28 protein-coding genes are annotated in these 26369 nt (G+C 41.2%); 8 read left to right on the forward strand and 20 right to left on the reverse strand.

Annotated elements, in window-relative coordinates; translation table 11 throughout:
• Positions 1–37: 37 nt before the first annotated feature.
• Positions 38–1381 (reverse strand): magnesium transporter, encoded by a 1344-nt coding sequence (gene mgtE, locus THETH_RS07890; protein ID WP_013932826.1) that lies wholly within the window; start codon positions 1379–1381, stop codon positions 38–40.
• Positions 1382–1554: 173 nt separating this feature from the next.
• Positions 1555–2571: an L-threonylcarbamoyladenylate synthase gene (locus THETH_RS07895; RefSeq protein WP_013932827.1), complete on the reverse strand. Its 1017-nt coding sequence runs from the start codon at positions 2569–2571 to the stop codon at positions 1555–1557.
• Between the two features lie 201 nt (positions 2572–2772).
• Between THETH_RS07895 and THETH_RS07900 the strand changes: the two genes are divergently transcribed.
• The 6 genes from THETH_RS07900 (at position 2773) to nuoF (THETH_RS07925) (ending at position 8082) form a co-directional block, all read left to right on the forward strand.
• Positions 2773–3060 (forward strand): hypothetical protein, encoded by a 288-nt coding sequence (locus THETH_RS07900; protein ID WP_013932829.1) that lies wholly within the window; start codon positions 2773–2775, stop codon positions 3058–3060.
• 207 nt (positions 3061–3267) lie between these two features.
• The gene (locus tag THETH_RS07905; RefSeq protein WP_013932830.1) at positions 3268–3762 is read left to right on the forward strand and encodes an NADH-quinone oxidoreductase subunit NuoE family protein; all 495 of its coding nucleotides are present in this window, start codon (positions 3268–3270) and stop codon (positions 3760–3762) included.
• Positions 3759–4136, forward strand: a complete 378-nt coding sequence (locus tag THETH_RS07910; RefSeq protein ID WP_013932831.1) for a (2Fe-2S) ferredoxin domain-containing protein — start codon at positions 3759–3761, stop codon at positions 4134–4136. The genes THETH_RS07905 and THETH_RS07910 overlap by 4 nt, the downstream gene beginning before the upstream one ends.
• A 16-nt stretch (positions 4137–4152) precedes the next feature.
• Complete coding sequence (gene nuoF / locus THETH_RS07915; RefSeq protein WP_013932832.1) at positions 4153–5952, forward strand: NADH-quinone oxidoreductase subunit NuoF; 1800 nt, start codon at positions 4153–4155, stop codon at positions 5950–5952.
• Between the two features lie 13 nt (positions 5953–5965).
• Entirely contained in the window at positions 5966–6457 is a 492-nt protein-coding gene (locus THETH_RS07920) for an NADH-quinone oxidoreductase subunit NuoE family protein (RefSeq protein ID WP_013932833.1), read from the forward strand.
• Entirely contained in the window at positions 6454–8082 is a 1629-nt protein-coding gene (gene nuoF / locus THETH_RS07925) for an NADH-quinone oxidoreductase subunit NuoF (RefSeq protein WP_013932834.1), read from the forward strand. The genes THETH_RS07920 and nuoF (THETH_RS07925) overlap by 4 nt, the downstream gene beginning before the upstream one ends.
• On the opposite strand, the gene scpB is transcribed toward nuoF (THETH_RS07925), so the two are convergent.
• Genes scpB through THETH_RS07970 form a run of 9 tightly spaced genes read right to left on the reverse strand, consistent with a single transcriptional unit; the run spans position 8051 to position 15198 of the window.
• Positions 8051–8575, reverse strand: a complete 525-nt coding sequence (scpB, locus tag THETH_RS07930; protein ID WP_052295988.1) for an SMC-Scp complex subunit ScpB — start codon at positions 8573–8575, stop codon at positions 8051–8053. The genes nuoF (THETH_RS07925) and scpB overlap by 32 nt on opposite strands.
• A complete protein-coding gene (locus THETH_RS07935) occupies positions 8559–9245 on the reverse strand; it encodes a segregation and condensation protein A (RefSeq protein WP_013932836.1) in 687 nt (228 codons plus the stop codon). The genes scpB and THETH_RS07935 overlap by 17 nt, the downstream gene beginning before the upstream one ends.
• Before the next feature lie 15 nt (positions 9246–9260).
• Complete coding sequence (gene trpS, locus THETH_RS07940; protein WP_013932837.1) at positions 9261–10247, reverse strand: tryptophan--tRNA ligase; 987 nt, start codon at positions 10245–10247, stop codon at positions 9261–9263.
• A 2-nt stretch (positions 10248–10249) separates the two neighbouring features.
• Positions 10250–11065 (reverse strand): bifunctional 5,10-methylenetetrahydrofolate dehydrogenase/5,10-methenyltetrahydrofolate cyclohydrolase, encoded by an 816-nt coding sequence (locus tag THETH_RS07945; protein ID WP_013932838.1) that lies wholly within the window; start codon positions 11063–11065, stop codon positions 10250–10252.
• Positions 11066–11077: 12 nt separating this feature from the next.
• Positions 11078–12736, reverse strand: a complete 1659-nt coding sequence (locus THETH_RS07950) for a formate--tetrahydrofolate ligase (protein WP_013932839.1) — start codon at positions 12734–12736, stop codon at positions 11078–11080.
• Positions 12737–12755: 19 nt separating this feature from the next.
• Positions 12756–13160: a transcription antitermination factor NusB gene (nusB, locus tag THETH_RS07955; protein ID WP_041446680.1), complete on the reverse strand. Its 405-nt coding sequence runs from the start codon at positions 13158–13160 to the stop codon at positions 12756–12758.
• A 26-nt stretch (positions 13161–13186) separates the two neighbouring features.
• Positions 13187–13534, reverse strand: a complete 348-nt coding sequence (locus THETH_RS07960) for an Asp23/Gls24 family envelope stress response protein (protein WP_013932841.1) — start codon at positions 13532–13534, stop codon at positions 13187–13189.
• 12 nt (positions 13535–13546) lie between these two features.
• Entirely contained in the window at positions 13547–14104 is a 558-nt protein-coding gene (gene efp, locus THETH_RS07965) for an elongation factor P (RefSeq protein WP_013932842.1), read from the reverse strand.
• A 14-nt stretch (positions 14105–14118) separates the two neighbouring features.
• On the reverse strand, positions 14119–15198 hold the full coding sequence (locus THETH_RS07970) for a M24 family metallopeptidase (protein WP_013932843.1): 1080 nt from the start codon (positions 15196–15198) through the stop codon (positions 14119–14121).
• A gap of 51 nt (positions 15199–15249) precedes the next feature.
• On the opposite strand from THETH_RS07970, the gene nth reads away from it, so the two are divergent.
• Positions 15250–15876, forward strand: a complete 627-nt coding sequence (gene nth, locus THETH_RS07975) for an endonuclease III (protein WP_013932844.1) — start codon at positions 15250–15252, stop codon at positions 15874–15876.
• On the opposite strand, the gene THETH_RS07980 is transcribed toward nth, so the two are convergent.
• The 5 genes from THETH_RS07980 to THETH_RS08000 all read right to left on the reverse strand — a co-directional run bounded on the left by THETH_RS07980 (position 15862) and on the right by THETH_RS08000 (position 20589).
• Entirely contained in the window at positions 15862–17034 is a 1173-nt protein-coding gene (locus tag THETH_RS07980; RefSeq protein WP_013932845.1) for a ribonuclease HIII, read from the reverse strand. The genes nth and THETH_RS07980 overlap by 15 nt on opposite strands.
• Before the next feature lie 250 nt (positions 17035–17284).
• Complete coding sequence (locus tag THETH_RS07985) at positions 17285–18487, reverse strand: FprA family A-type flavoprotein (RefSeq protein WP_013932846.1); 1203 nt, start codon at positions 18485–18487, stop codon at positions 17285–17287.
• A 45-nt stretch (positions 18488–18532) separates the two neighbouring features.
• Entirely contained in the window at positions 18533–18925 is a 393-nt protein-coding gene (locus tag THETH_RS07990) for a class II SORL domain-containing protein (protein WP_013932847.1), read from the reverse strand.
• Positions 18926–18988: 63 nt separating this feature from the next.
• Positions 18989–19822 (reverse strand): methyl-accepting chemotaxis protein, encoded by an 834-nt coding sequence (locus THETH_RS07995; RefSeq protein WP_013932848.1) that lies wholly within the window; start codon positions 19820–19822, stop codon positions 18989–18991.
• A gap of 5 nt (positions 19823–19827) precedes the next feature.
• The gene (locus THETH_RS08000) at positions 19828–20589 is read right to left on the reverse strand and encodes an oxygen-binding di-iron domain-containing protein (protein WP_013932849.1); all 762 of its coding nucleotides are present in this window, start codon (positions 20587–20589) and stop codon (positions 19828–19830) included.
• A gap of 148 nt (positions 20590–20737) precedes the next feature.
• On the opposite strand from THETH_RS08000, the gene THETH_RS08005 reads away from it, so the two are divergent.
• Positions 20738–22231: a 5'-nucleotidase C-terminal domain-containing protein gene (locus tag THETH_RS08005; RefSeq protein WP_013932850.1), complete on the forward strand. Its 1494-nt coding sequence runs from the start codon at positions 20738–20740 to the stop codon at positions 22229–22231.
• Between the two features lie 14 nt (positions 22232–22245).
• Here THETH_RS08005 and THETH_RS08010 read toward each other — a convergent pair whose 3' ends face one another.
• The 4 genes from THETH_RS08010 to THETH_RS08025 are packed head-to-tail and all read right to left on the reverse strand — an operon-like array spanning position 22246 to position 26326.
• A complete protein-coding gene (locus THETH_RS08010) occupies positions 22246–23643 on the reverse strand; it encodes a DUF4129 domain-containing protein (protein ID WP_013932851.1) in 1398 nt (465 codons plus the stop codon).
• Entirely contained in the window at positions 23624–24904 is a 1281-nt protein-coding gene (locus tag THETH_RS08015) for a DUF58 domain-containing protein (protein ID WP_013932852.1), read from the reverse strand. Before THETH_RS08015 ends, THETH_RS08010 begins: the two co-directional genes overlap by 20 nt.
• Positions 24894–25841: an AAA family ATPase gene (locus THETH_RS08020; RefSeq protein WP_013932853.1), complete on the reverse strand. Its 948-nt coding sequence runs from the start codon at positions 25839–25841 to the stop codon at positions 24894–24896. Before THETH_RS08020 ends, THETH_RS08015 begins: the two co-directional genes overlap by 11 nt.
• On the reverse strand, positions 25808–26326 hold the full coding sequence (locus THETH_RS08025) for a hypothetical protein (RefSeq protein ID WP_211205263.1): 519 nt from the start codon (positions 26324–26326) through the stop codon (positions 25808–25810). The genes THETH_RS08020 and THETH_RS08025 overlap by 34 nt, the downstream gene beginning before the upstream one ends.
• Positions 26327–26369: the final 43 nt, after the last annotated feature.

The raw sequence follows: 26369 nt of genomic DNA on the forward strand, positions 1-26369 counted from the left end.
TGAATATACCTTTAAAGCCGAAGGCTTTTTTGCATTATCACATTTTAAGTATCCATTTCACAGTGTAAAAGTATACTGCAATTCCAGAGATATCAACCAAAGTTGTTAAAAGCGGTCCAGCCATTATAGCTGGGTCAACGTGTATCAGTTTACCTATGAATGGCAGCGAAGCTCCAAGTAGATTTGAATATATCGTCACAACAACCAATGCGGCGGCAACGGCAAAACTTACATTTAGTGAAGGGGTTGCTATCATAGATCTCAAGAACAAAACAACGGCTAAAATGAATGCTATTATAGTCGAAACCACAAATTCTCTAACCATTACTTTCCACCAATCTTTTGGTTTTATCTCCCCAAGTGCCATTCCACGAATGATCAACGCAGAAATTTGCGAGCCAATGTTTCCCCCAGAATCAATCATCGCAGGCATGAAAGCGGCTATTACAGGCAAGGCTGCCAAAAGTTCTTCAAAACTTGCAATGATCCCTTGACTCACTGTTCCCAAAAGAAGCAATATCACAAGCCACGGCAGTCTTTTACCAACCAATTTAGGCAAACTCGTGTGGAAATACGATTCCTCTATTGTGATAACAGAACTCATCTTTTGGATATCCTCAGTTGCTTCTTCATCTATGACATCAACAATATCGTCTATGGTTATTATTCCAATCAATCTTTGCTCGCTGTCCACAACCGGTACAACAAACAAGTCGTATTTTCTCATTATCTGTGCCACTTGCTCTTGATCATCCGTTGCGTACACAAACACCGGTTCTGGATTCATGACTTGGCTGACAAGATTCTCTGGGTCGGCAAAGATCAAATCTTGAAGTTCAACAATACCTACTAACTTGCGTGTTCTATCTATTACAGGCATTACTTGAACGGTTTCTTTGTCCTTACCCTCCTTCCTGATTTTTTCAAGCGCTTCTTTAACGGTCATGTTTTCGTAAAGCTCAAGACATTTCGGAGTTGTTAAACGACCTGCAGAATTCTCAGGATAGTTGAGTAAGGACAAAGTCAAAGCTCTTTCCTCAGGGGTAAGGTAAGAAAGAAGCTGGTTGACAACGTTTGCCGGCATTTCCTCCAAAAGCTCTGCTCTGTCATCTGGATCCATGGAAAGGAATATTTCACGAAGTTTTTCCTCTTTGAACAATTCTATCAACGCTCTTTGATCATCTGCTTCCAATTCGCTGAAAACAATGGCAGCTTTATCTTTAGGTAATAAACGAAAAACGACGATTTTCTCGTCTGGTGGAAGTTCTTCTATCATTTCAAGTATTTCCGCTGGTTCTTGATCTGCAAGTAACATTTTCAACGTTCTAAAATCCTTGTTCTCGATAAATTTCTTGATATCGATTTGGAGCCTCACCTTCATTCCATCACCTCCTAGGAAGTTTATGGTGGCAAACTTATGGAGTTACTGGTACCTTCCAAGGCTTTTCACCTCCTTAAAAGTGATGTTCAACTTATATTTTAGCGATTCAACAATGCTTAAAAACCATGCTTGCCTAAAGTTATAAGCAAATTTTTGTTAAAAATTTGAAAAAACTATTCGACAACCTCGCTGGCAGCTTTTTTCAACCTGTTCATGACCGAGAAAAGTATTCCCTTAGGTTCCATGGCTAAAACTATCGCCGCCGAAACCGGCAAGTTATCTACACTTCTAAGAACGTTGTACAAATTCTGCGCTATGGTGAATGGTTCACTGAGTCGACCAAGAACAAGTATTCTTCGGTTTTTGAATTTGTGAGAGTACTCCTCAGGGCATATGATAACCGAATTTGGATACTTGGCAAAGACTTCGTCAAGTTGTTCTTCGTTGTAAACAAGAATCAATGGTTTGTTTGGAGAATAATGCCTGTACGTCATGCCAGGTGAAAGAGGCCGGGATGGTTGTTTTTCCAACATCAATAGAAATTCTGGTACCTCCAAATCGGGAATAACTTGCTTAAGTTCTTCAATCGTTGCTGGCCCTGGTCGAAGCAGTATCGGACGATCTTTTGAAAAATCGATGATGGACGATTCGAGCCCAAGAGGTGTTTCGCCGGCGTCTATTATTACATCGATCAACCCGTAGAGATCTTCCACGACATGTTCAGCTTTGGTTGGACTTGGTCTTCCAGAAAGGTTAGCACTTGGGGCAGCTATTGGGGTACCACTTAACTTTATCAACAGCCTTGCAACCGGATGACTTGGCATCCTAACTGCAATGGTTTCAAGTCCACCAGTCACTTCTTTTGGTACTTTTGCGGATTTTTTGAATATCAAGGTCACCGGTCCAGGCCAGAATTTTTCGATGACTTTTTCAGCAATTTTTGTGTCTTGTTCTACAAGTTCATAAAGTTGCTGAAGTTCACAGATATGAACTATCAAAGGGTTATCGGGTGGGCGATTTTTCACCTTGAAAATCTTCAAAACTCCAACTACGTTGAAACAATCAGCACCCAGGCCGTAAACGGTCTCTGTTGGGAACGCGACCACACCGCCTTCTTTTATAACCTTTGCGGCTCTTTGAAGAATACTTACATTTGGCTCAACAGCGTCTACTTTGAGAATCATCGTCATACAAAGTCCCTCCCAAATTACTTTATCATTATTTTGACCAATGGAGGTGTCAACTTAAGCTGGGGAATAAGATAAAATAAACGGGAACCAACTCTTCTCACCGAAAGGAGGTTCCCGTAAAGATGAAAGTTACAACAACAAATATCACCCAGTACCTATACCAAATTATACCAAACCTTTTTCAAAGACAAAGAGTTCCACATGAGGCGAAAGTATGAACTTGCATTAAGGAAGGCAGCAGCCATAATTGGAGTCAGTCATGAAGCCTTGAGGAAATGGTGGGCAAGGATGAAAGAAGAGATATTTGCTGAGAAGATAGAAGGCAATGCAGTAGTAGCTATAGACAAGATGAAAGTGAACATAAATGAGGTTAAGAGGAAGAAAGTGATCTATGCGTTGGTCAGTAAGACACGAGAGAAAGGCAAAGCAAGGGCCATGGTACTGGGAAGCGAGAAAAAAGAATATGGGATATTGGGAACACGAGCATGAGAGGTTTGGGGAAAGAAGTCTTGTTGAGAGTGTGATAGGGATAACGAGGTACAGGCTGAGGACATAGTTAAGTGGCTATTTCCATTTCTTCTATTAGTGCAATTTTCCTTCTTAAGTTGACAGGTCCAAATGCATAAATTAGATTGTGAAATGGTATAATAACAACAGGGTTTGTGAATTTATTAACATCCCGAGGAGGTGGCTTAGTTGGCAGATGTATGCACAACCGGTGAAAGACTCTTCAAAGAGCTGGATGAGTACATAGAATCCGTTGGAGCAAAGCCGGACAAATTGATCTCGATACTTCAAAAAGCCCAAGAGTTGTTTGGCTATCTTTCTCCTGAGGTTCAACAACACATTGCCGATACTTTGAAGATTCCTGCCTCTCAAGTGTACGGTGTTGTGACCTTTTACAATTTCTTCTCCACCAAGCCCAAGGGTAAGATTCAGATAAAAGTCTGCTTGGGCACGGCTTGCTACGTAAAAGGCGCAGATAGAATCTTGGAAAGATTTCTTGAAGAACTTCAAGTCAAACCAGAAGAACCTACCAAAGATGGTTTGTTCTCAGTTCACCCAGTTAGATGTCTAGGTGCGTGCAGCATGGCTCCTGTGATTTTGGTCGGGGAAAAAGATTTCTACGGAAGGCTTAAGCCTGACATGGTTCCGAGGATAATCGCAAAGTACAGGGAGGGTGTAAAATGAGCAAAATCAAATCCCTTGAAGAATTGATGAAGATCAAGGAAAAGGCTTTAAAAGAACTTCAGCTCAGAGATACTGGTAAAAGAGGAAAAATAACCGTTGCAATGGGAACTTGTGGAATTGCCGCGGGAGCAAAAGAAACACTTAGGGCAATCGTTGAGGCTTTGAACGAAAACAACATTACAGACATCGCTGTGGTTCAGTCAGGTTGTATGGGACTTTGCGAGGTAGAGCCAACTGTTGAAGTGCGTTTGGAAGGTCAAGAACCTGTTGTCTACGGTCACGTTACTCCTGATAATGCCAAAAGGATTGTCAAACTTCACATAATGAACAACCAAGTTGTAACCGATCTTCTTGTAAGAAGAGGCGAAATCTAAAAAGAGGTGATCCTAAGTGCCTTTGACAACAAGCACCATACTAATATGCGCTGGAGGAGCTTGTCTATCCGCAGGCGAAGAAAGTGTAAAATCGGCGCTTGAAAAGGAAATACAAAAGTACGCTTTACAAGATGTGGTTAGAATAGTTGAAACCGGCTGCATGGGTGCATGCAGTTTGGGTCCTTTGATGGTTATTTACCCTGAAGGTGTTTTCTACCAGAAGTTGACACCCGATGCCGCAAGAAAAATTGTTCAAGAGCATATTTTGAAAGGAAGAATAGTTCAAGAATATCTTTACAAACTTCCAACCGGCGAGGTTGTTCCACAAGCAGTTGAAAAATTGCCATTTTTTGCCAAACAAGTCAAAATCGCCACACGAAACGTTGGATACATAGACCCAACCAACATAGAAGAGTACATAGCAAGAGACGGTTACTTTGCTTTGGCAAAAGTTTTGAACGAAATGACTCCCGAACAGGTGATCGAGGAAATAAAAAAGAGTGGACTTCGCGGTAGAGGAGGAGCAGGCTTTCCAACGGGTTTGAAGTGGGAACTTACCAGAAAGGCAAAGGGAGAAAGGAAATTTGTCGTGTGCAACGCGGACGAAGGAGACCCTGGCGCATTCATGGACCGCTCAATCTTAGAAGGAGATCCTCATACAGTGTTGGAAGCAATGGCTATAGCAGGTTATGCCATAGGTGCCAACCAAGGTTACATCTACGTGAGGGCAGAATATCCGCTTGCGATTGAAAGACTCACGATAGCCATCGAACAAGCCAGGGAATATGGCTTTTTGGGCGACAACATAATGGGAACAGGTTTTAATTTTGACATAGAGTTAAGGATTGGAGCTGGCGCTTTCGTTTGTGGTGAAGAAACTGCTCTCATTGCCTCCATCGAAGGTAAAAGAGGTCAACCTCGCGTCAAACCACCGTATCCAGCTCAAAGCGGAGTTTGGGGAATGCCAACGGTTATAAACAACGTCGAAACTTTCGCATGTGTTCCACCCATTATCATAAAAGGTGCCGATTGGTTCAGGAGCATAGGTACGGAAAAATCTCCAGGAACAAAGGTTTTTGCACTGGCTGGTAAGATAACCAACACCGGTTTGGTGGAAGTTCCGATGGGTATAACCTTAAGAGAACTTTTGTACGAAATCGGTGGAGGATCTTCAACTGGGAAGAAGATCAAAGCCGTTCAAACCGGTGGTCCAAGTGGAGGATGCATTCCTTCGGAGTACTTCGATACACCTGTTGACTACGAGTCGCTCCAAAAGCTTGGCGCGATAATGGGTTCTGGTGGAATGATCGTGATGGATGAAGATGATTGTATGGTCGACGTTGCAAAGTTCTTCTTGGAGTTTACCGTGGACGAATCGTGTGGAAAATGCACTCCATGCCGTGAGGGAACGAGGGAAATGCTCAGAATCTTAGAAAGAATTGTCTCCGGAGAAGGAACTATGGAAGATTTGGAAAAACTAGAAATACTTGGAAACGTTATAAAAGATTCTTCACTCTGTGGCTTGGGTCAAACCGCTCCAAACCCTGTTCTCAGCACTCTTAAATATTATCGTCACGAATACGAAGCCCACGTGAAAGAAAAGCGCTGTCCAGCCTTAAGGTGTAAGAACTTGATCAGGTACGTCATAGATCCTGCAAAGTGCGTCGGTTGTACCGCGTGCGCCAGAGTTTGTCCAGTCAACGCCATTTCTGGTGATGTGCGTAAAGTACACTCTATCGACAACGAAATTTGCGTTAAATGTGGTAGCTGTATAGAAGTGTGTCGATTTGGCGCCATAAGCAAAGTATCACCGTGAAAGGGGGGCTAAGATGGCGCTCGACCGCGAGAAGGTGTACGAAATAATCCAAAAAGCAAAAAGCGAGACTTTGGAAGAAAGAGATGTTTTGATCAACACGCTTCACAGAATTCAAGACTATTTTGGAAATTACATTCCAATTGAAGCCGCACAACTTGTTGCACAGGAACTTAAAGTACCAGAATCAAAGGTTTATGAGGTTCTGACCTTCTACACGATGTTTTCGACAAAACCAAGGGGAAAGTACGTAATAAGAGTCTGCGTCAACTTGCCGTGCCACGTCACCGGCGGAAGAGAGATCGTGAAAACATTGAAAGAGGTTTTGCAAATCGATTTTGATCAAACCACACCGGATGGGCTTTTCACTTTGGAGAAAACAAGTTGCCTTGGACTCTGCGGAGTGGCTCCCGTGATAATGATAAACGACGAATACTTTGGAGACTTGACACCTAAGAAAGTTCGGGAAATTATAGAAAACCTTAGAAATGGTGGTGATAAAAAATGAAGCCAACGATCGTACTGGTCTCGGTGGATTCAAACAGCGTTCTTTTGGGAGCCAGACAGTTTGTAAATTACTTAAGAGAATTGATCGATAAATACAACCTCAAAGACATGGTTGAAGTCCTTGAAACTGGTACCATGGGTGTCTACACGCAAGGTGTTTTGATGGCAGTCTTCCCCGACGATGTTTATTACTCTGTGAAAACGGTTCAAGACGTAGAAAAGATCGTTTTGGAACATCTTTTAAAAGGTAGGCCTGTTTTAAGTCTGGAAATACCGAAAGAAAAACTGAAGGTTGTAGTAGAAAAAGAGAAAGTTTCTGCCGAAACTCGAATAGTTTTGAGAAATGTTGGAGTGATAAACCCAAAGAACATAGAAGAATACATCGCAAGGGATGGTTATTTTGCTCTGCACAAAGTTTTGACCCAGATGAAACCACACGAAGTCATAGAGGTTGTAAAAGCGTCCGGTTTGAGGGGACGCGGTGGGGCAGGTTTTCCAACCGGTTTAAAGTGGGAGTTCACAGCCAAAGCAAAAGCAGACCAAAAATACGTTATCTGCAACGCTGACGAAGGCGAACCAGGAACCTTCAAAGATAGGTTGATAATGGAAGGAGACCCACATTCGGTTATAGAAGCCATGGTCATATGCGGATACGCCGTTGGAGCAACCAAAGGTTACATCTACATCAGAGGAGAGTACTACGGATCGGTGGAAAACATACAGAAAGCCATTCAGGATGCTTATGAATATGGATTTCTTGGCAAGAACATTTTAGGAACAGACTTTTCCTTCGATCTAACCGTAAGGCTGGGCGCTGGTGCGTACGTTTGTGGTGAAGAAACCGCTCTGCTTGAATCAATTGAGGGGAAAGCAGGCAGACCAAGGTTGAAACCACCGTATCCTCCAACCCATGGTCTTTTCGGAAAACCAACAGTCATAAACAACGTTGAAACTTTTGCCAACATCCCGATGATAATACTCAACGGTCCTGATTGGTTCAAATCCTTTGGAACACCAAATTCCCCTGGAACAAAAGTTTATTCACTCGTTGGAAACGTTGTGAGACGCGGTATCGTCGAGGTTCCAATGGGTACAACCGTTAGGGATTTGATTTACCGATTCGGAGGAGGATTGGTTGGAGGCAAAGAGCTTTACATGGTTCAAACTGGTGGAACGGCAGGTACCTTCATTGGCGTTGATAAACTCGATGTCCCATTGGACTACGATTCCTTTGCAAAGTACGGTGTTTCAATTGGTTCTGGCGTTATACTGGCGATGAGTGAAGATGTATGCCCCGTCGACGTGGCTCTCAACACGATGCAGTTCTTTGAACACGAATCCTGCGGTAAGTGCACACCGTGCAGGGAAGGAACAAGGTTGGCTGTGCAGATACTTGAGAGAATGAGCAAAGGACAGGGTAAAAAAGAAGATCTTGAGACTTTGAAAGAAATTGCCAAGGTTACCCAGGAAGCCTCACTTTGCGGTCTAGGTCAAAGTATAAACGTTCCTTTGCTTTCGATACTTCAAAACTTCGAAAGCGATTTCCTTGCTCACATCGGCGCAAAAAGTTGTCCACGAGGAGTATGTGAATTCGTCACTCCTCAGAAGAAGAAGGTGAAGGTGTAGCTGTTTGAAGGTGCTCGGCAATATCGCCGGGCACTTCTTCTATCATCAGAAGTTCCTTGAACCTTTGAGAAAGATTGTAAATGTAAGAGTTTTTGTACCTTTTTCTGGTTAAAACTCCCATTTTGTGCAGCGATCTGACGAGCGCTGAAGAATCTTTTCCCCTGATCTCGCTTATTTGTTGTAAAGTCGAAGGACCGTTTATCATGATTATGGCAACGATTTCCAGTTGAGATACGGAAAGCTTTGTGTAGATGGATTTTCCAACGCTCTGTACAAGTTGTGCGTATTCTGCCTTTGTGTAGAACCGATAAACGTCTCCCAATCTTTTAAGCTCCACACCGTGATCTGGCAAATTGTATTCATCGGCAAGTTCATTCAAGATTTTTTCAGTTTCCTCGGTTGTAATCCTCAAAATCTTAGCAAGTTTTTCCAACGTTATTCCCTTTGAGGCAAATATTATCGCCTCAGCCGCAGCTTTAAGGTTCAAGATCATTCCTCCTTAGAATGTAACCATCGCCTTTTTCAACCAGTAGTAAGCGTTTCAAATACAAAAGTTCGAGTACAGCAAGCACGTACACGATGACTTGGTATTTGGAAACACACATCGTCAACAAATCTTTTAATTCAATTTCGACTTTTTCCAAAATGATTTTCTCTATATCTTCCACGGCTTGATCAACGGTGAAGGCTTGGCGTCTAATTTTGTAGACATTCGTTCTAAGTCTAATCTCTTCGAGTACTGACTTTATGATTTTTTTCAACTTTTCCTCGTGTATAAACGGCAAGCCCGAAAGCCTCACCACTTTTCTGCCTGAAAATCTTTCAAGCCTTTCGTTCAAATCTTCAGCAAGGTTTTTTATTTTCTCATAAAGTTCTATTCTTCGATAAATTTCCTCTTCTTGTTGTTGAAGTTTTTCTGCTTCTTTTTTGCTCAAAGATGGAAGCAAGTATTTAGACTTGATTTCCATTAGTTGCGAAGCCATCACCAAAAAATCTGAAGTTATGTGCATGTCAAGTTTTCTCATCTGCTCTACGTACTGGATAAACTCATCTGCAAGCTGGGAAATGGAAATATCGCGTATGTTTATCTTACGCTTTCTAACCAAGTATAAAAGTAAATCCAAAGGTCCTTCGAAGACTGGTAGGTGGAATACTAACTCCAAAAAATCACCTCGAGATTAAAATAAAAGGTTCATTCTCTCACGAACAATTTGCATCGTTTTTCTGGCGACTTCTCTTGCTTTTTCATTTCCGCTGTAAATGACGTCGTCAACGTACCTTGGATCTTTGTCTATCTCTGCATACCTTTGCCAAATCGGTTCTAGTTCACGTTTCATATTCTTTAGCAACAACCTTTTACAATCAACACAACCGATTTTAGCCTGCGTACAACCCTCGATCACCCATTGACTCTCTTCTTCGCTTATTCCAAAAGCTTTATGATATTCCCAAACCGGGCAGTTTTCAGGATTACCAGGATCAGTTCTTCTTTTTCTTGCCGGATCTGTTACCATTGGCAAAATCATCTTTTCCAAGCTGACGGCGTCAAATTCAAGTGGGATTATGTTGCCGTAGCTTTTGCTCATCTTTCTACCATCTGTTCCAGGAAGTTTTGGTACAACCGAGAGCAGCGCCTGCGGTTCTGGGAAGGTTTCACCGTAGAAATAGTTGAATCTTCTTGCTATTTCCCTTGTTAGCTCGATGTGGTAAACCTGATCTTGTCCAACTGGAACTCCCTCGGCAAGGTATATGAGTATATCTGCAGCTTGAAGAACTGGGTAGAAAAGAAAACCAGTGTTTGACAAATCTTTGTTCGAAAGTTCTTGTTTCATCTCCTTGTAAGTCGGAACTCTTTCCAACCACGAAACGGGAACTATCATGGAAAACAGCAAAGCAAGCTCAGCGTGTTCCTTGATTGCCGACTGGACAAAGAGAACCGACTTGTTTGGATCCAACCCACAAGCCAGAAAAGATCTAACCACATCCTTTGTGAGCTTTTTAAGCTCGCTGGTTTCAGAGTAATTCGTCGTCAAGGCGTGCCAGTCGGCTACAAAGTAAAAACATTCATGCCCTTCATCCTGCAATTTTTTCCAATTCTTCAAAGCTCCAACGTAATTTCCTATGTGAGGCTTTCCCGTTGGTCTAATACCACTTAAAATTCTCAACCTTAACCACCCCTGAAAGCATTCCTCGCAACTCTGTACATGAGTATGGAAGTGGTCACAACTCCCACCCCGCCTGGAACGGGTGTTAGAAAAGCCTTCTTTTCCACATCAGGATGTACATCTCCAACTACTTTACCTTCAACCACGTTTATTCCCACATCCACCACAACAGCCTCTTCTTTGACCATTTCAGGCGTTAGAAAATATGGCTTTCCAACGGCAACTACGACGATATCCGCACTTTTTGTCAATTCGACCAAATTTTTCGTTTTGGTGTGACACACTGTCACCGTCGCACTTCTGTCTTTTCTCAAAAGCATTACAGCCACAGGTTGGCCAACGGTCACACTTCGGCCAACGATGACAGCCTTTTTTCCTTCTAAGCTGGTGGTACTTGTTAATATCTCAACCACCGCGGCAGCCGTGCAAGGTGCAAAGTCTTCTATTCCAAAGAAAAGCCTTCCCAAATTCACCGGATTTCTACCTTCGATATCCTTTTCGGGGTTTATCAAAGAAACTACCGACAGCTCGTCAATGTCTTTTGGCAGTGGATGTGCAACGAATATTCCATGCACCGTTTCGTCTTGAGAATCTTTCTTGAGGTTTTCCACAAGTTCTTGTGAATTGTCAAATATCTTCATCACATACTCAATTCCAAGCGTTTGCGCTTTTTTCTGCTGGCTTTTTAAGTAAGAAACAGTTGAAGGATCTGGATTTAAAGCATAACTTACCAATTTGGCTTGTTTTTTGCTGTTTTTCAAAAGCTCAACTGTTTCTTCTTCTATCTTTTTTGCCAAGCTTTTGCAATCTATAAGCATTGTGCAAGCACCTCACGAAAGTCCTACTATGTTTCCATTTTCATCGATGTCTATGTTCAAAGCGTTTGGTCTTTTGTTCAAACCGGGCATCAGCATTATCTCACCACTGACTGCAACGACAAAACCTGCACCAGCCGAAAGTAAAAATTCTCTAACCGTAAAGGTGTGATCTTTTGGAGCACCTAACTTTGTCGGATCGTCAGAAAGAGAATACTGAGTTTTAGCGACTATAACGGGTAAGTTTCCATAACCAACCTTTTCCAATTTTTTCAAATCCTCCAAAGCTTCTTTGGTGAAAACAACTTCTTTTGCTCGATATATTTCTCTTGCTAGAATTTGCAACTTTTCTTTCACAGGAAGACCAAGATCAACAAGTGGCTTAAACTTGGATTCATCTGTCACTTCCACAACTTTTCTTGCAAGGTCCAAAGCACCTTCACTTCCCTTTGCAAACCCTTCGTTCAAAGCCACTTCTGCCCCAAAACTTTTTACAGCCTCTAGAACATAAGAAATCTCCCTGTCTGTATCCGATGCAAACCTGTTCAAAGCAACAACAACTGGCAAACCGTACTTTTTGACGTTTTCAATGTGCACCTTTAAATTTTCCATACCCTTTTCAAGTGCTTGAAGATTCTCTTGAGAAATGTCTTTCAATGGCATACCACCGTGGTACTTCATGGCTCTGATTGTTGCAACGATCACCGCTACTGCGGGTTTAAATCCGGCCGTCGGTGCAACAAAATCGAAGAATTTTTCCGCTCCAAGATCCGATCCAAAACCAGTTTCCGTAACGACGTACTCTGCCAGTCCCAAGGCAAGTTTTGTTGCGATTATGGAATTTGTTCCATGGGCAATGTTCGCAAAAGGTCCACCGTGAACGAAAGCAGGGGTATTTTCTATGGTTTGAACAAGGTTTGGATTGATTGCATCTTTGAGCAAAACGGCCACTGCACCTTCTATTCCAAGCTCGTGAACTGTAACAGGTTTTCCATCTTTAGACCATCCAACCACAACGTTTCCAACACGTTTTTTCAAGTCCATCAAGTCTTTCGACAAACACAATATTGCCATGATCTCGGATGCGGCGGTTATGACAAACCTGTCTTGTCTTGGATAGCCGTTGGCATGTCCTCCAAGTCCTATCACAATCTCTCTGAGTGCTCGGTCGTTCATGTCAATCGTTCTTGGCCAAGTTATTCTTGTAACATCTATGTTCAACTCGTTGTCGAAACGAATGTGAGAATCTATCATAGCCGATATTAAATTGTGGGCAGCCGAAACGGCATGAATGTCTCCGGTGAAGTGTAAGTTTATATCCTCCATAGGTAAAACCTGCGCATAACCTCCACCGGCTGCTCCACCTTTTATACCAAAAACAGGTCCCAAAGACGGCTCTCTCAGGGTAACTATGGATTTATAACCTAGCTTGTTCAAAGCCATGGATAAGCTTATACTTGTAGTTGTTTTCCCTTCACCTGCTGGGGTTGGAGTCATCGCGGTGACGATGATAAGTTTTCCCTTCTGAGGAAGCGATTCTGCTAATTTGTGCGAAACTTTGGCAATGTATTTTCCGTAGTTTTTTAAATCCTCTTCTTTCAATCCAAGTTCCTTTGCTATCTCGTTTATTGGTTTAAGTTTTGCAGTTCTTGCTATTTCAATATCACTCAGCATGATGTTCACCCCCTATTCACTAAAGCAAGAATTTTTCTGCAGGTGCATAAGTTTTGGCTATCTTGTCCAAAACCCCGTTTACAAACCTGCCACTGTCTTCCGTTCCATACTTTTTTGCAAGCTCTATCATTTCGTCAAGCGTAACTTCTATGGGAACATCTGCTTCGTACAAAAGTTCATAGGTTCCAAGCCTGAGCAAACATTTGTCAACGGTGGATAATCTATCGAGCTCCCAATTTTCAAGACAAGAAGATATTTTTTCATCTATCAACTTTTTCTTTTCTTTTATATTTGCAACGTACCTTTCAACATCTGCTTTCAAAGAATCTGAATTCTCCTTGCTGAGCAGTTCTTTTAAGATTTCATCTATTTCATCCTCACGAAATTCGCTTTGGAAAAGGACTTTGAAGACTAAATCCCTCATTTTTCTGCGACGTCCCACGAAAGATCTCACTCCTTCTGCGAATCTTCTTTTTCCTCTTCTATGCTCACTTCTCCTTCTTCTATGTCCTCCACGGTGATGTTCACAGCCAACACCTGAAGACCCGTCATTCTTTCGATATCGAATTTGACCTTTTCCATAACGCTTTTTGCCAGCTCTGTCAACGGCTTACCATATGGAAGCGTCAATTTTGCGTTGACGATGACGTTATCCTCCGGGGATCTCTCGATTTCGACAGATTTTCTAAGCTTTTTTATCTTCCGTTCGTCGGTTATCTCCAAGACGGAAGATATACTTCGAACCGCGATTTCTCTCAAAGCGTTGTCGGAAATGTCTATCGTGCCTTTGAAATCCATACACTCACCTCCTTATGCCCTTTCAACGTACTCGCCAGTACGTGTGTCAACCTTAACGTATTCACCTGCTTCAACGAAGAACGGAACGGTGATTCTTAAACCTGTTTCCAAAATGGCAGGTTTACCACTTCCAGAAACTGTGTCACCTTTGAAAGCTGGTTCTGTTTCCACAACCTTCAAGGTCACAACGTTTGGAAGCTGCACTCCGATGACTTGTCCTTCGAGGAAAACCAGGTTCAATTCCATGTTTTCAACCAAATACCATTTTGCATCCTCAAGTTCTTCTTCGCTCAAACTGTACTGTTCATAGTCGTCTAAACACATGAAGTAGTAGTGATCACCATCTTTGTACAAATACTGAGCTGGTTTGAAGGTTAGATCGGCTTCTTCAACCTTGTCTCCACTGTTGAAGTTTTGATCTCTTACAAGACCTGTTTTCACGCTCTTCAACTTCGTTCTTATTATTCCCCTTCCCATGGCCATGTGGTGTTTGTTAACATCGATAACCCTGTAAGGTTCCCCATCGACGAGTATTATCATACCTTTCCTGAGGTCACCAACTTCTATCACGCAGATCACCTCCATTAGCGTAAAATTATTAACTCTCTTTGGAAAGTTGTAAGTCTTTCAAGCTTGTCTTCTTTCACCACAACGTCTTCTTCTATTCTAACACCGAATATTCCTTCAAGATAAATCCCAGGTTCAATCGTTACAACGCTGTTTACCGGCAAGGGTTTTTCGTTCAAACTGTTAACCCTTGGTTCTTCATGAACTTCCAAGCCCAAACCGTGACCAAGTCCGTGCCCAAAGAACTGACCATATCCACTTTGGTTAATTCTTTCCCTTGCGATTGCGTCTAACTCTTTTCCACTCAACTTTGCGCTGCCTTTTTCAAGGGCCAAAGTTTGTGCCTCGTAAACTGTTTGATATACTTTCAAAAATTCCTCGCTTGGGTTGCCGTAAAAGAAGGTTCTGGTGATATCAGCACAGTATCCGTTAACCTGTGCACCGAAGTCAAAGAGTATCGGTTCGTTCTTGCCAAGCTTTCTAGTCGTTGGTCGACCGTGTGGCAGAGAAGTTCTTGGACCTGTGAGGACTATGGTTTCAAAAGCTGTTCCATCGGCTCCAAGTTTTTTCATGTTGTATTCGAGTTCTGCCGCAATGTCTTTCTCACTGACACCCTCTTTTACAATTTCCAAAGTCTTCTGCAAAGCCTTTTCGCTTATTTCAACTGCCTTTTTGATGTTTGCTATTTCTTCTTCATCTTTGATCATTCTCATCTCACTTAAAATTTGATCTATCGGAACAAATTCACTCTCGATTTTTTCCGAGATCTTCAAGAAAGTGGCGTGGCTGATCCTTTGAAATTCCAATCCAATTTTCCTTGGATTGAATTGCCTTACAACTGAAGCTATCGTACCTATGAAGTCTGGACCTCTGAACTCAACAAGTTCAAAACTCGTTTGACTTTTTGCCTGTTCGAAATAACGCGAATCTGTTATGATGTACTGTTTTTCCTTGGCTATGACAAGGCAACTGAAGGAACCGGTAAAACCGGACAAATAGTAAGTTGAGGGTTTGCTTGAATTTTCAACGCTGTATATCAGCACCAAATCTAGATCCATTTCGTTCATTTTTTCAATCAATTTTTGAACTTTTTTCACCTCATGCACCTCCTTTATTCATTGTACAATAAATTTTGCGGAGGTGTAAATTTGACAAGGTCTCAAATCGTTTCAATCGCCGAAAAAATAATCGAAATGTTCTACCACGATTTTGATGAGAAAGATCCCTTTAAGATTTTGATATCCACGATCTTAAGTCAAAGAACCAGAGATGAGAATACATTGGTTGCATCACAAAATTTGTTTTCCAAATATCCAAACGTTGAATCCCTGGCAAAAGCCAAACCCGAGGAAATCTACGATTTGATAAAACCTTCCGGCATGTACCGTCAGAAAGCCGAAAGGATTATCGAAGTTTCAAAAATAATTCTTGAAAAATACAACGGCAAAGTTCCAAGTGATTTGGACGAACTGTTGAAACTACCTGGTGTTGGAAGAAAAACCGCCAACATAGTCCTTTTCCAAGGTTTCTCCATACCAGCCATAGCCGTCGATACACACGTTCACAGGATCTCCAACAGACTAGGTTTTGTGAAAACCAAAACACCAGAGCAAACTGAGGAAGAGCTTTCCAAAGTTCTTCCCAAAAGGCTCTGGGGTCCAATAAACGTTGCCATGGTGAACTTTGGAAGAAACATCTGTCTTCCAAGAAATCCAAGGTGTGAAAAATGCCCCTTCAGCAAAGAGTGTAAGTATCACAACTCAGCTGTTGATTAACCTCTCAACGTTCGAGAAAGTTGTTTTGGAGATCTTTTTAAACTCTTCTAAGCCAAATTTATTTATGAATCTTTTTGCAGCTTGAACGGCTTTTTCTGAACTTCCTGCTGGAATTTCAAGCCCATATTTTTCAGAAAGACTTTGCAGATGTTTCAAAAATTCAGCCCTTGCAACCACAGAGGCACTTGCAACGGCAAGGTTTCTTTCACCGTTTTTGAATCCAAAAACTTTTCTTCCAAAGAAAGCGTTGGTCAAATTTTTTGCTCCAAAATCGTCGAACACAATTATGAGTGAATCTGTTTCTTCAAGCAATTTCGAAATACATTCAAAATGCTTTCTTTCAAGTTGAAGGTTCGTTTGCCCTTTTTTCAAGCTAGAAGGTTCTATCGTACAAACACTGCAAGGACAAACTTCAGAAATGATCTTGGAAAATTCAAGAATTTTCTTGTCGCTGATAGACTTTGAATCCTTTATTCCAAGCTTTGACAACTTATCATACTGTTTGAATCCAACGTACACAGCTGCAACAACGATTGGTCCAAAAAGATCTCCCTTGCCTGCTTCATCGGAACCAATAGCTGGAAGAATGTACTTTGGATCGACGATGTTCTGAGCAAGCACCCACCTTTGTAAAGCTTTGTCAACCGTTTTTTCTTCACAGCTGCAAAGTTTTTGAGCGATCTCCAAAGCCCTGTTTTCTTCCAGAGCCGCAAGCGATTCAAGCAAAGAAAGGGTATCTGCAGGAGCCGATGTTGAGTTTTCGATTTTTTGAAGAATTTCCTTTGGAGTTTTACTGCTGAGCCTTAGAACAGTCAAAGTGTTCCCATCGTAAATCAACGTTAGACCAGTGGTCTTGGCAATCTCAACACTATCGAGTGAACGAACTTCTCCTTGGTATTTCAACACAGTTTGTTTCAATTCCTGCCAAGAAGTTCCATCTATCTTCCGTAAGTTCACCCCAAGTGCTTTCAAGAAATTGGCTCTGTACTCTGGTTTTATCTGGGAAGTATCGATGGAAACTGTACCGTCTTTCTTGAAGTAGATTCTCAAACAACCAATATCTTTGATCTTGTACTGTATGCCATTTTGAATTGTTTTCTCTTCTTCAACGTGAAAACCTTCAAAGCAATTACTGTTAAAACCAGAAAGATTTTTCATTGATACGCCCCCATCCTTGAACAATACTACCACAGCTGTCAAGGCTAGTTGTCTTTGCTTTCCAAGGTTAAGAATCGATTTCCGGTTTTCAGTCGCCGTATACTATATTTATGGACTGCAGTCTGGAATGAAAAACCAGAGAATCTGGTTTGGTTTTTGCGTGCTGTTTTGGCCGACGTACATTATATCTTTTTAGTACAATAGAAAAACCACCGGGATTACCGGTGGTTCACAAGCTTTGCTAAGATGCTCACTCTTGTTCAAGGATCCTTTTACCAAAGCTGTATCCAAGCTCCTCTGCCTTCTTAAGTGTCTCCTCAGTTGGACCTCCTTGAAAGTCAAAGATTTCAACTATTTCCCATTTCAAAGGTTCCACGATTTCTTTTATCCTTCTTGAAGCTCCACCGCTCCAGCCGTAACTTCCAAAAACCATCGTAGTTTTGTTTTGAACATGCTTAACCGATGCTATTCTCAAAACATCTTCCATTGGTGGGAACAACGAACCTTCGTAAGTCGGGGCACCTATGACCACACCTCTGTTTTTCCAAAGCGAAGCAAGGATATAGCTGACATGAGTTTCAGTGACGTTGTAAACTTCAACTGGGACTCCCGATTTGGTCAAACCATTCAAAATACTGCTCATTACTCTTTCGGTGTTGCCATACATTGAACCGTATATTAAAGTCACGGCTTTTTCAGCAGGTTTTAAAGCGTACTCCGCCCATTGTTTGTAAAGGTTGATAACCATTGAAGGTTCTTTTCTCCAGATCAAACCGTGCGAAGGTGCAACGATCTCGATTTCAAGACTTTGAAGCTTTTCTATTGCTTTTAAAACGTTCCTGCTAAACGTTGCCACGATGTTCGCATAATATCTGAGCATTTCCTTGATGTAAAACTCCTTGTCCTGACACTCGTCGTCGAAGATTGTCCCACGCAAAGCACCGTATCCACCAAAACCATCGCATGAGAAAAGTATCTTGTTTGTAGTTTCATAAGTCATCATCGTTTCTGGCCAGTGGACAAAAGGAGTGTAGAAAAATTTCAGATTCTTTTTCCCCAAGGAAAGTTCTTCTCCGTCTTTCACAACCTTCACGTTGGAATCAATGTGATAGTAAGCTTGAAGCATTTTCAAACCCTTATCGCTTATCAAAATCGTCGCATTCGGAGCCATCCTTTTGAAAAGACTCAAAACTCCCGTGTGATCTGGCTCCATGTGGTTTATAACTACATAATCAAGCTTGGATATCGGTATTATTTCCTCAATTTGATCGAAAAATTCATCGGTTTTAACAGCTTTGGCAAGGTCTATCAAGACGTTTTTTTCATCTGTGATTAGATACGAATTGTATGAAACCCCCTCGGCTCCTATCGGCCACAAACCTTCAAAAAGTTGTGTCAATCTGTCGTTGACACCAACCCAATAGATTCCAGGCCTGATTTCTATTGGCCTCATAGTCTTTCCTCCTTGAAAAAGGTGCCGGAGAACCGGCACCTTTTTTTATTCAACTTTTATCTGCTTGCTGCTTTCCCAAAGACCGTGTATGTTGCAGTATGCAAGGGCATAAAGAGTTCCAGGTTTTGTAACCTTCATCCATGTAACAGCTGCAGAGTGGGTCCAAACGCTTCCTTGGTTTGCACCAGCGACAGATTCCCCATGAACGTTGAATTCAAAAGTGGCAACGTCGTAGATAAACTTTTCTCCCTCCGGCATGAAGAACAACTTAATCCACTTGATGTGATGTTCAGTTGTGTTTGGATGTGGTATTTCTTTTCCAACTGAAACTTTCACCTCAAACCATTCGTTTGCCTTGACGACGTCAGCGCATTCAATCACAGGTACATGTTTTTCCGCTTTCCAATCCGCACTTTGAATGTGATTTGAAAGGGGCATTTAACCACCTCCTAAAAATATTTTACCATTATCTTTAAACAATGAAAAGCTTGCAAAAATTAACTAAAGCTTTAAATTCTTCAGCTCAAGTTGTGCATTCACCACAGCTGTTATCACTCTTGTGAGAGTTTTGAATTTTTCAGTAACCATCTTCAGCAAAAATTCTGCATCTTGAAAGACTTGTTGTTGCTGATCAAGTTGTTTGCTGGTTGATGTTAGAACTTGAAGAGTCTGAGATAAAAGGTTTATGTTTTCTTGTATGCCATCAAAAAGTTTTGTCAATGAGTTTTGCAAAGTGGCAAAAATTTCTCCAACCATTTTTATACTCTTTGCCGATTCGCCTACAGCTACAGCTAAATTGTTCATCTCATCAGTGATTCTTTTTGTTATCAAATTCGATTCATTTGCTAGTTTTTGTATCTCCGCGGCAACCACAGCAAAACCTCTACCGTATTCCCCTGCCCTTGCAGATTCAATAGAAGCATTTAAAGCAAGCAAATTGGTTTGTTTTGCTATTTTTTCGATATCCTTTACCATTGCTTGAATATCACTAAAGCGCAAGATCGTCTTTGAAGTTTCTTCCAAGGCTTTTTGCACAGTTCCACTGATTCGAGAAATATCGGTGCCTGATTGTTTCAATTGTTCAAGTATGTCATTGACAACAGTTTTGTTCTTTTCAACCGCTGAAAGTAACTGTTGTCCTTCCTTTTCGAATGTTTCAGTTAAAGTTTCAACGGAATCTCGTAGTTTTTCAAATCTTTCTTCAAGGTTTTTAACTTTTTCAACTACTTCACGAACTCTTGAAAGCAATGCTTCATCTAATTGGTGCATGAAAGAGATCATTAAATTCTGACCATAAAAAGATGAAACCAATTTTTCGTAGGTTTCTTTATCCATGGTTTTCACCTACCATATATTTCGTCTATTATGTCAAGACCACATTTTAGATTTCTTAGCCAGTCGAAAAGTAGTTTCACATTTTTATCCTTAAAAATTGCTCCATGTTGTGGTGCAACAATATTTATTTCCTTTTTCTCAACTATCGATAACCACTTTCTAATTGCCGTATTGGATGTCATGTATCTTCGATGAAAAGCTTCCATCAATTTTACATGTTGGTTGAAGTCCTCAACGAACAGGTACCTTCCACCTTTTGGAAAAACACAAACACCGATGTCTCCAGAGAAAAGTATTTTAGCTCTTGGATCATACAAAGTGAAATTACCTGTAGCGTGAAGATAATGCGAAGGTATGAACTCAATTTCTGTACCACTTTTCAATCGGATTCTTTCACCTTTATCGGGAATTGCGACTACTCTCTTTTGATCATACACACCAAAATGCGGTAAAAATCTCGTCCACAATGCAGAAATATAGATGTTTGCCTTTTCTGCTATCGATAACCACAGAGTTATACCAGATGTTACATCAGGATCTTGATGTGTGAAAAAGATATATTTGATCTTACTTGGTTCTATCAACTCCGAAACATTCGCTAAAACTCTTGGAAAAACATGCGCTCCACCTGGATCAAGAAGAAATCCTTCGTCCGAATCAATTATCAAATATTGATTTGTTTGAACAATTCCTTCTTCTTCTTTTTCTTCCCATGCCAAGTGGACAAACTTGTGAACACCATCATCATAAAGAATTGTGTTTTGCATGCTTGCCACCTCCTTTGTAGTTATTTTATCAAATAAGACACGAAGATCCTAAATTGCATCGGATAAGAATTAAATTCATGTAAAAACATATAAATTTCATTGAACTTTGTTTAACAACACAAGTTATAATTCCTATGGAGGTGGTAAAATGAAAAGACTACTTGTATTTCTTTTGTTAATACTTGTCATTCTGTCATTTGCTGCGAAACTTACTATTCTTCACATTAACGATACCCATGGAAGAGCGTGGAGATTCGATGATCCAAACAATCAAAAAATTGGTGGTTTTGCAGCAATTGCAACCATCATTGAGCAAGTACGAAAAGAAGTGGAATCTCAAGGGGGTTATGTGATTTTCTTACACGCAGGTGATTTCAACACGGGAGTACCAGAATCTGACCTTCTTGACGCTGCTCCAGATATAGTTGCGTTCAACTTGATGAAACTGGATGCTTTGGTTCTTGGCAACCACGAGTTCAACAAACCAAAACAGCAACTTGCACGCCAGATGAAGCTTGCAAACTTTCCTTTCTTGAGCGCAAACTTTGTTGATCCTGAGGAAATTGTCAAACCGGAGCCTTACATCATCAAGGAATTTCCAGATTTGAAAGTTGCAATTTTTGGCTTGACGACGGAAGACACGTTGGTGCTTCAACCAATTCATCTAAACGGCGCGACTTTCTTGAGTGCCGTTGAAACAAGCAAAAAGCTTGTCCCGCAGCTTCGCGAAAAAGCCGACGTTGTCATAGCCCTTGCGCACCTTGGAATCGTCCCTGGAAGATATCCGGATGCCACGACAAGCATCAAACTTGCGGAAGAAGTGGATGGAATCGACGTTATAATTGATGGACACAGCCACACAAAGATGGAAGAGGCAATGGTTGTGAACAGCACGATCATCGTCCAAGCGTGGGAATGGGGTAAGGTTGTTGGAAGACTCGACCTTGAGATTGAAGATGGGAAAATCGTTTCATGGAGTTGGAAAGCCATACCGGTTACAAGCGATGTTGAGGAGCATTTCTACGTAAAGACCGTGCTTGGCTACTTCAAAGCCCTTGGTTCGGAAAAACTTGATACCGTTATCGGCGAAACCAAGATTGTACTCGACGGCGAAAGGGCAAACGTCAGATCCAAGAGCACCAACCTTGCAAACTTGATAGCCGACGCCATGGCTTGGAGGGCCAACGCCGATGTCGCAATAATGAACGGTGGAGGCATCAGAGCATCTATAAAACCAGGAAAGATAAGTATTAGAGATGTTCTAACTGTCCTTCCGTTCAGAAACACGCTTTACGTCTTCCAAATGAAAGGTGAAGGTCTTTTGAAGATCCTTGAATATGCTTGCACGGTAAAACCTGGGCAAGGCGCATGGCCTCAAGTTTCTGGTTTAACTTTCAAAAGCGTTGGTGGAAAATTAGTAGAAGCCAAAGTGAAAGGCCAGCCCATCGATCCAGAGAAAACCTACATCGTTGCCACCAACAACTACCTAGCACTTGGTGGAGATGGCTATGTTGTCTTCAAGCAACTCACAGGGTATGACACAGGTTTGGCTTTGGACAACGTTGTGATCGAATACATCCAAAACGTCTTGAACGGAATTATAGAAGACTACGATTCTTCACAAAGGTATGTTTACGAATGAACATTCGGGGGGCTTTAAGCCCCCTGCAAATTTTCTTGGTGTGTCTGAGCAACGCTTTGTTTTTCTATTTCATTCACTATTTCAAGTAGATCCAAATAGAACCTTTTTGCTTCATCCTCTAAAATCGGTTTTCCAGCGTACCTTACCTTTTCATAAATAAACGTTAGCTCCTCGAACGCCGGGATGTTCAGATTTGTAACCATTAGCAATTCTCTTGGTGTTAAATGGTGAAGGTTTGAAAAATACTTTCTTCTAAGCCACCAATAAGCTGATTTGACAAATTTTTCAGTCGGCTCAAAATCAGGTATTTTGTCCAAAGGATAAAGTTCCACGTCTTGAGGTATCTTTTCTTCTTGAACTTTTTCTTGCTTTGGCACAAGCAGTTGCTGTCGAACTTTTAAGATGTACAGCACGATCAAAACGGTCATGAAAGCAAGGATTATCAAGGTTAAGAAATCTAAGAACAAAGCGAGATTGTAGTGCGTTTTTTCGGAAACTTTTTCAACGCTTTCATGTCTTTCAACAACCTTTCTTTCGACAATTTGTTCACCCTCAAGACTGATCGAATACGCTTGACCAAGCGGTGGCAAATCAAACTTTGGCTTTACAGATCGTAAAACCATCGAAGTTACCGCAACAAAGGCTGTAAATAGCAGAGCACCAAGTAGTAGCATTTTAAAAGTCCCTTTGATCCCAAAATTTGTTATCGAAAAAGTGAAGAGAAAGATCGCCGAAAGAAGCAAGATCAAAGGTATCCATATTTTCTCAATGATTTTGTTCAACCAAGTTTGCTTCGTCTCAACTGGTTGTTGTGAAATTGATTCACCACCAAAAGATGTTTCTTTTTCAACCTGCAACCTTTGTTCTTTTGCCTGCTTGCTTGAAGTTAAACTGCTCAAAAAAGTTCTAAATGGATAAAGGTTCACGTCCGAGGCGAGGATTATCACTAGTGTTGAGGCGATCAAGATCCAAAGTAAGGTCTTAACGTTTAATCGCTTCACTTTGATTAAATACCAACTTAAAACAAGTAATGTGAAGATCAAAGCATCAACAATGGGAGAATGCGAACTTGCAAAGGTCAGATACAATCCCAAACCTATCATGGCCAAAACGGAAACAAACCTTTCTGCGTTGTAGACAAGCAAAATTAAAATCGCTGAAAAACACATCAACAAAGCCGTTGTGAAATCGTATTTCAATATACCAACCGTAAAGATAACGCTAGCCATTACGAACGGTATAGCAAAAACCGTTGAGCAACCGCTGTTTTCCCAATTTACCACAGTCACAAAAGAGGCCGTCAGCGCCACCACCAGCGAAGCCCAGATCGGAAACAGATTGGTCGCAAAGTAAAACGTAAACAAACCAACCAAAAAACCTTTTGACACCTGCTCAAAAACCTTCGATCTCATCGAAAACCTCCTGAACAGTTTGATTTGGTCTAACAATCCTAACTATTATTTGCTCCTTTTGAAGAATCTTGGCTTTTTCAAAAAGTCTTTGCATATCAAGTGGATACATCTCGTATGTTCTAGCAGGTTTGTACCTTGGATCTCTAAAACCGTATGGGATCAGAAAAACCATAACCCTTGCACACTTTGCCTTTGCCTTGATCAAAAGTGGCAGTACAGAATCTGTAAGATACATGGAAATGATCGTCAAAGTTGTTGAAGGATTCAACCTTTCCAAATCCTTTTCCAGTTCATCTGCAAGTTGTGGTCCATTTTCATCTCCTTTTGCCATTGCCAAAAGTTCCACTGCGCTTACCCAGTCGGACGTTGGTTTGTAATCGCGCTTTAAAACCTCTTTTCCAACGACTATCAAATCCACTAGGTTTCCTGTTTTTGTGAGTAGATACAAAATCGAAGAAGCAACCAAAACAGCATCCTCTTCGTAGTGGACTCTTATTTGAGCCCAAACGTTTTTTGCAAAAATTTCTTTGGACAAATTCAAATCGACGTATATCAAATTCCTGCTGATGGCAGTATAGTCCAGTTCCTTTGCGTACAATTTTCCAAATTTTGCGGAAACTTTCCAGTGAATTCTGTTGATCGGTTCTTTTGAATATTCCCTAACTCCTCTGATTTGCGTTGGATCTTCCAAAAGCTTGAAATCACATACTCTTCCAGGAATAAGCTCTCTCAAACGCGAAGGGAAGCTTTCAAGGTGCATTATTTTTGGGAGAACAAGCACTTCCTGCTGTGCTTCGTAAAAAGCCCAAATTTTGAAAAATAAAAGCGGATGTTCATAAACTACGAACAAATCAGCCAGTTGTTTTTTACCACGCGTTGCAAAAGAGATTTTTGAAACCACCTCGATTGGCTCGTCTTTCTTTAAGTGAATCTCCCTTTCAAGAACGGTGTGAGTCAAAAAATCCGCCACCTTCACTTGTGAGTTAACAGTTATTTGAACGTTTGCAAACGGAGAAACAAAAATGTGCTTTATCAAAAGATCTTCGTTGGTGAAAAGCCTGGCCTTCGATGGATAACGTTCTATGATGAGCAAACTGAGAATTCTTTTGGCGTTGAAATATTCAAGCCAAAGAAACCCACAAAAAACAAGACCGAGCAGCGAAAATACGTTAAGGGTAAATACGTTCCAAACAGCACACAAAACAGTTATTCCGACAAGCGGTTCCAAAGAACTGCTGATTCGCTTTAGCTCAAGCTTCACCTTTCACAGGAGCCTCCTCCGTTTGAAGAATCTCATTTAAAACATCTTGCTTGGTTTTTCTCATCAACCTTGCTTCGGGTTTTAGTATTATCCTGTGTGCAAGAACATCAATCGCTATACTCTTCACATCATCGGGTAAAACGTAATTTCTTCCGTTCATCGCTGCTATAGCCCTTGAAAGCTGCATCAAAGCTATCGCGCCGCGAGGACTAGCTCCAAGGGCTAAATCTTCGTGGTTTCGGGTACGTTTGACAATCCTTATTATGTAATCCAAGATCGATTCGTCCACGTAGACATTTTTAACCTCTTCTTTCGCTTGCTGAAGTTCTTGAACATCGCAAACAGGACCAATCGTTTCTATAGGATGGACTTTTTTCAACCTTTTTAACATCTCTATTTCTTGGTCCTTTTCTGGATAGCCTACGGACAAACAGATGGCAAACCTGTCAAGTTGGGCTTCCGGTAATGGAAAAGTACCTTCAAACTCGATTGGGTTTTGCGTTGCTATCACGAAAAAGTGCGGTGAAAGATGATAGGTTACACCATCGACCGTAACCTGTTTTTCAGCCATCGCTTGAAGCAAAGCCGACTGTGTCCTTGGAGTTGCGCGGTTTATCTCGTCCACCAAAATAATATCTGTGAAAATCGGCCCTTTTTTGAAAACAAATTCGTTTTGCTTTGTATCCAAGATGTTTAAACCTGTCACATCGCTTGGCAAAAGATCAGGTGTACATTGAATTCTGTTGAACGACAAGTTAATTGAGGCAGCCAAAGACCTTGCAAGCATGGTTTTACCTACACCAGGCACATCGTTCAACAGTACATGCCCATCGCTCAACATCGCCGCAAGAATTTTTTTAATCACGTCTTCTTTTCCAACGATGACTTTCGACACGTTTTCTATTATCTTTCGCGCGAATTTTTCCAAAGTTGCCATGTTTTCATCCTCCCAAACGACGTATTCAAGTTTGCTATCAATTTTGCAACATATCTATAGGCTTTTGCTTCCAACCCAATGGATTCTTTGTTTTTGTAATCGTGTTTTCTAATGACTTCCGTTAGTTGTTCTTTCAGGTTTTGAAGTTTCCCAAGCTGTATAGTTTTTAATTTGTCTGCGTTGTGAGTAGGCAAAGTTTTTTGAACCGCAAGGAAATGATCCAAACAAAAAACAGTTTTACTTTCTTCGTATTGGCAAAAGAAACATTTTTTTGGCAATGGTTGATCCGTTCTAAGTTGATCAATTCTTGTCGAGAGCAAATCTTCGTAGATTATCGATATACCAAGTATACCGTGTTCTGGGTGCTTGGACAAAAAAATCAACAAACAAGTCCGCATGCCTTTGACAAATTCCTTCTCTAAGTTGTGCTCTAACAACAGGATCGTTGACCAGTTCATACAAAATGGAATTGAACAAACCTTCAATTGCGTTGTTCACCATTCCACACACAGGGCACTCTGGTTCTTT

This window comes from Pseudothermotoga thermarum DSM 5069, from assembly GCF_000217815.1.
In the GTDB taxonomy this organism is placed as follows: domain Bacteria; phylum Thermotogota; class Thermotogae; order Thermotogales; family DSM-5069; genus Pseudothermotoga; species Pseudothermotoga thermarum.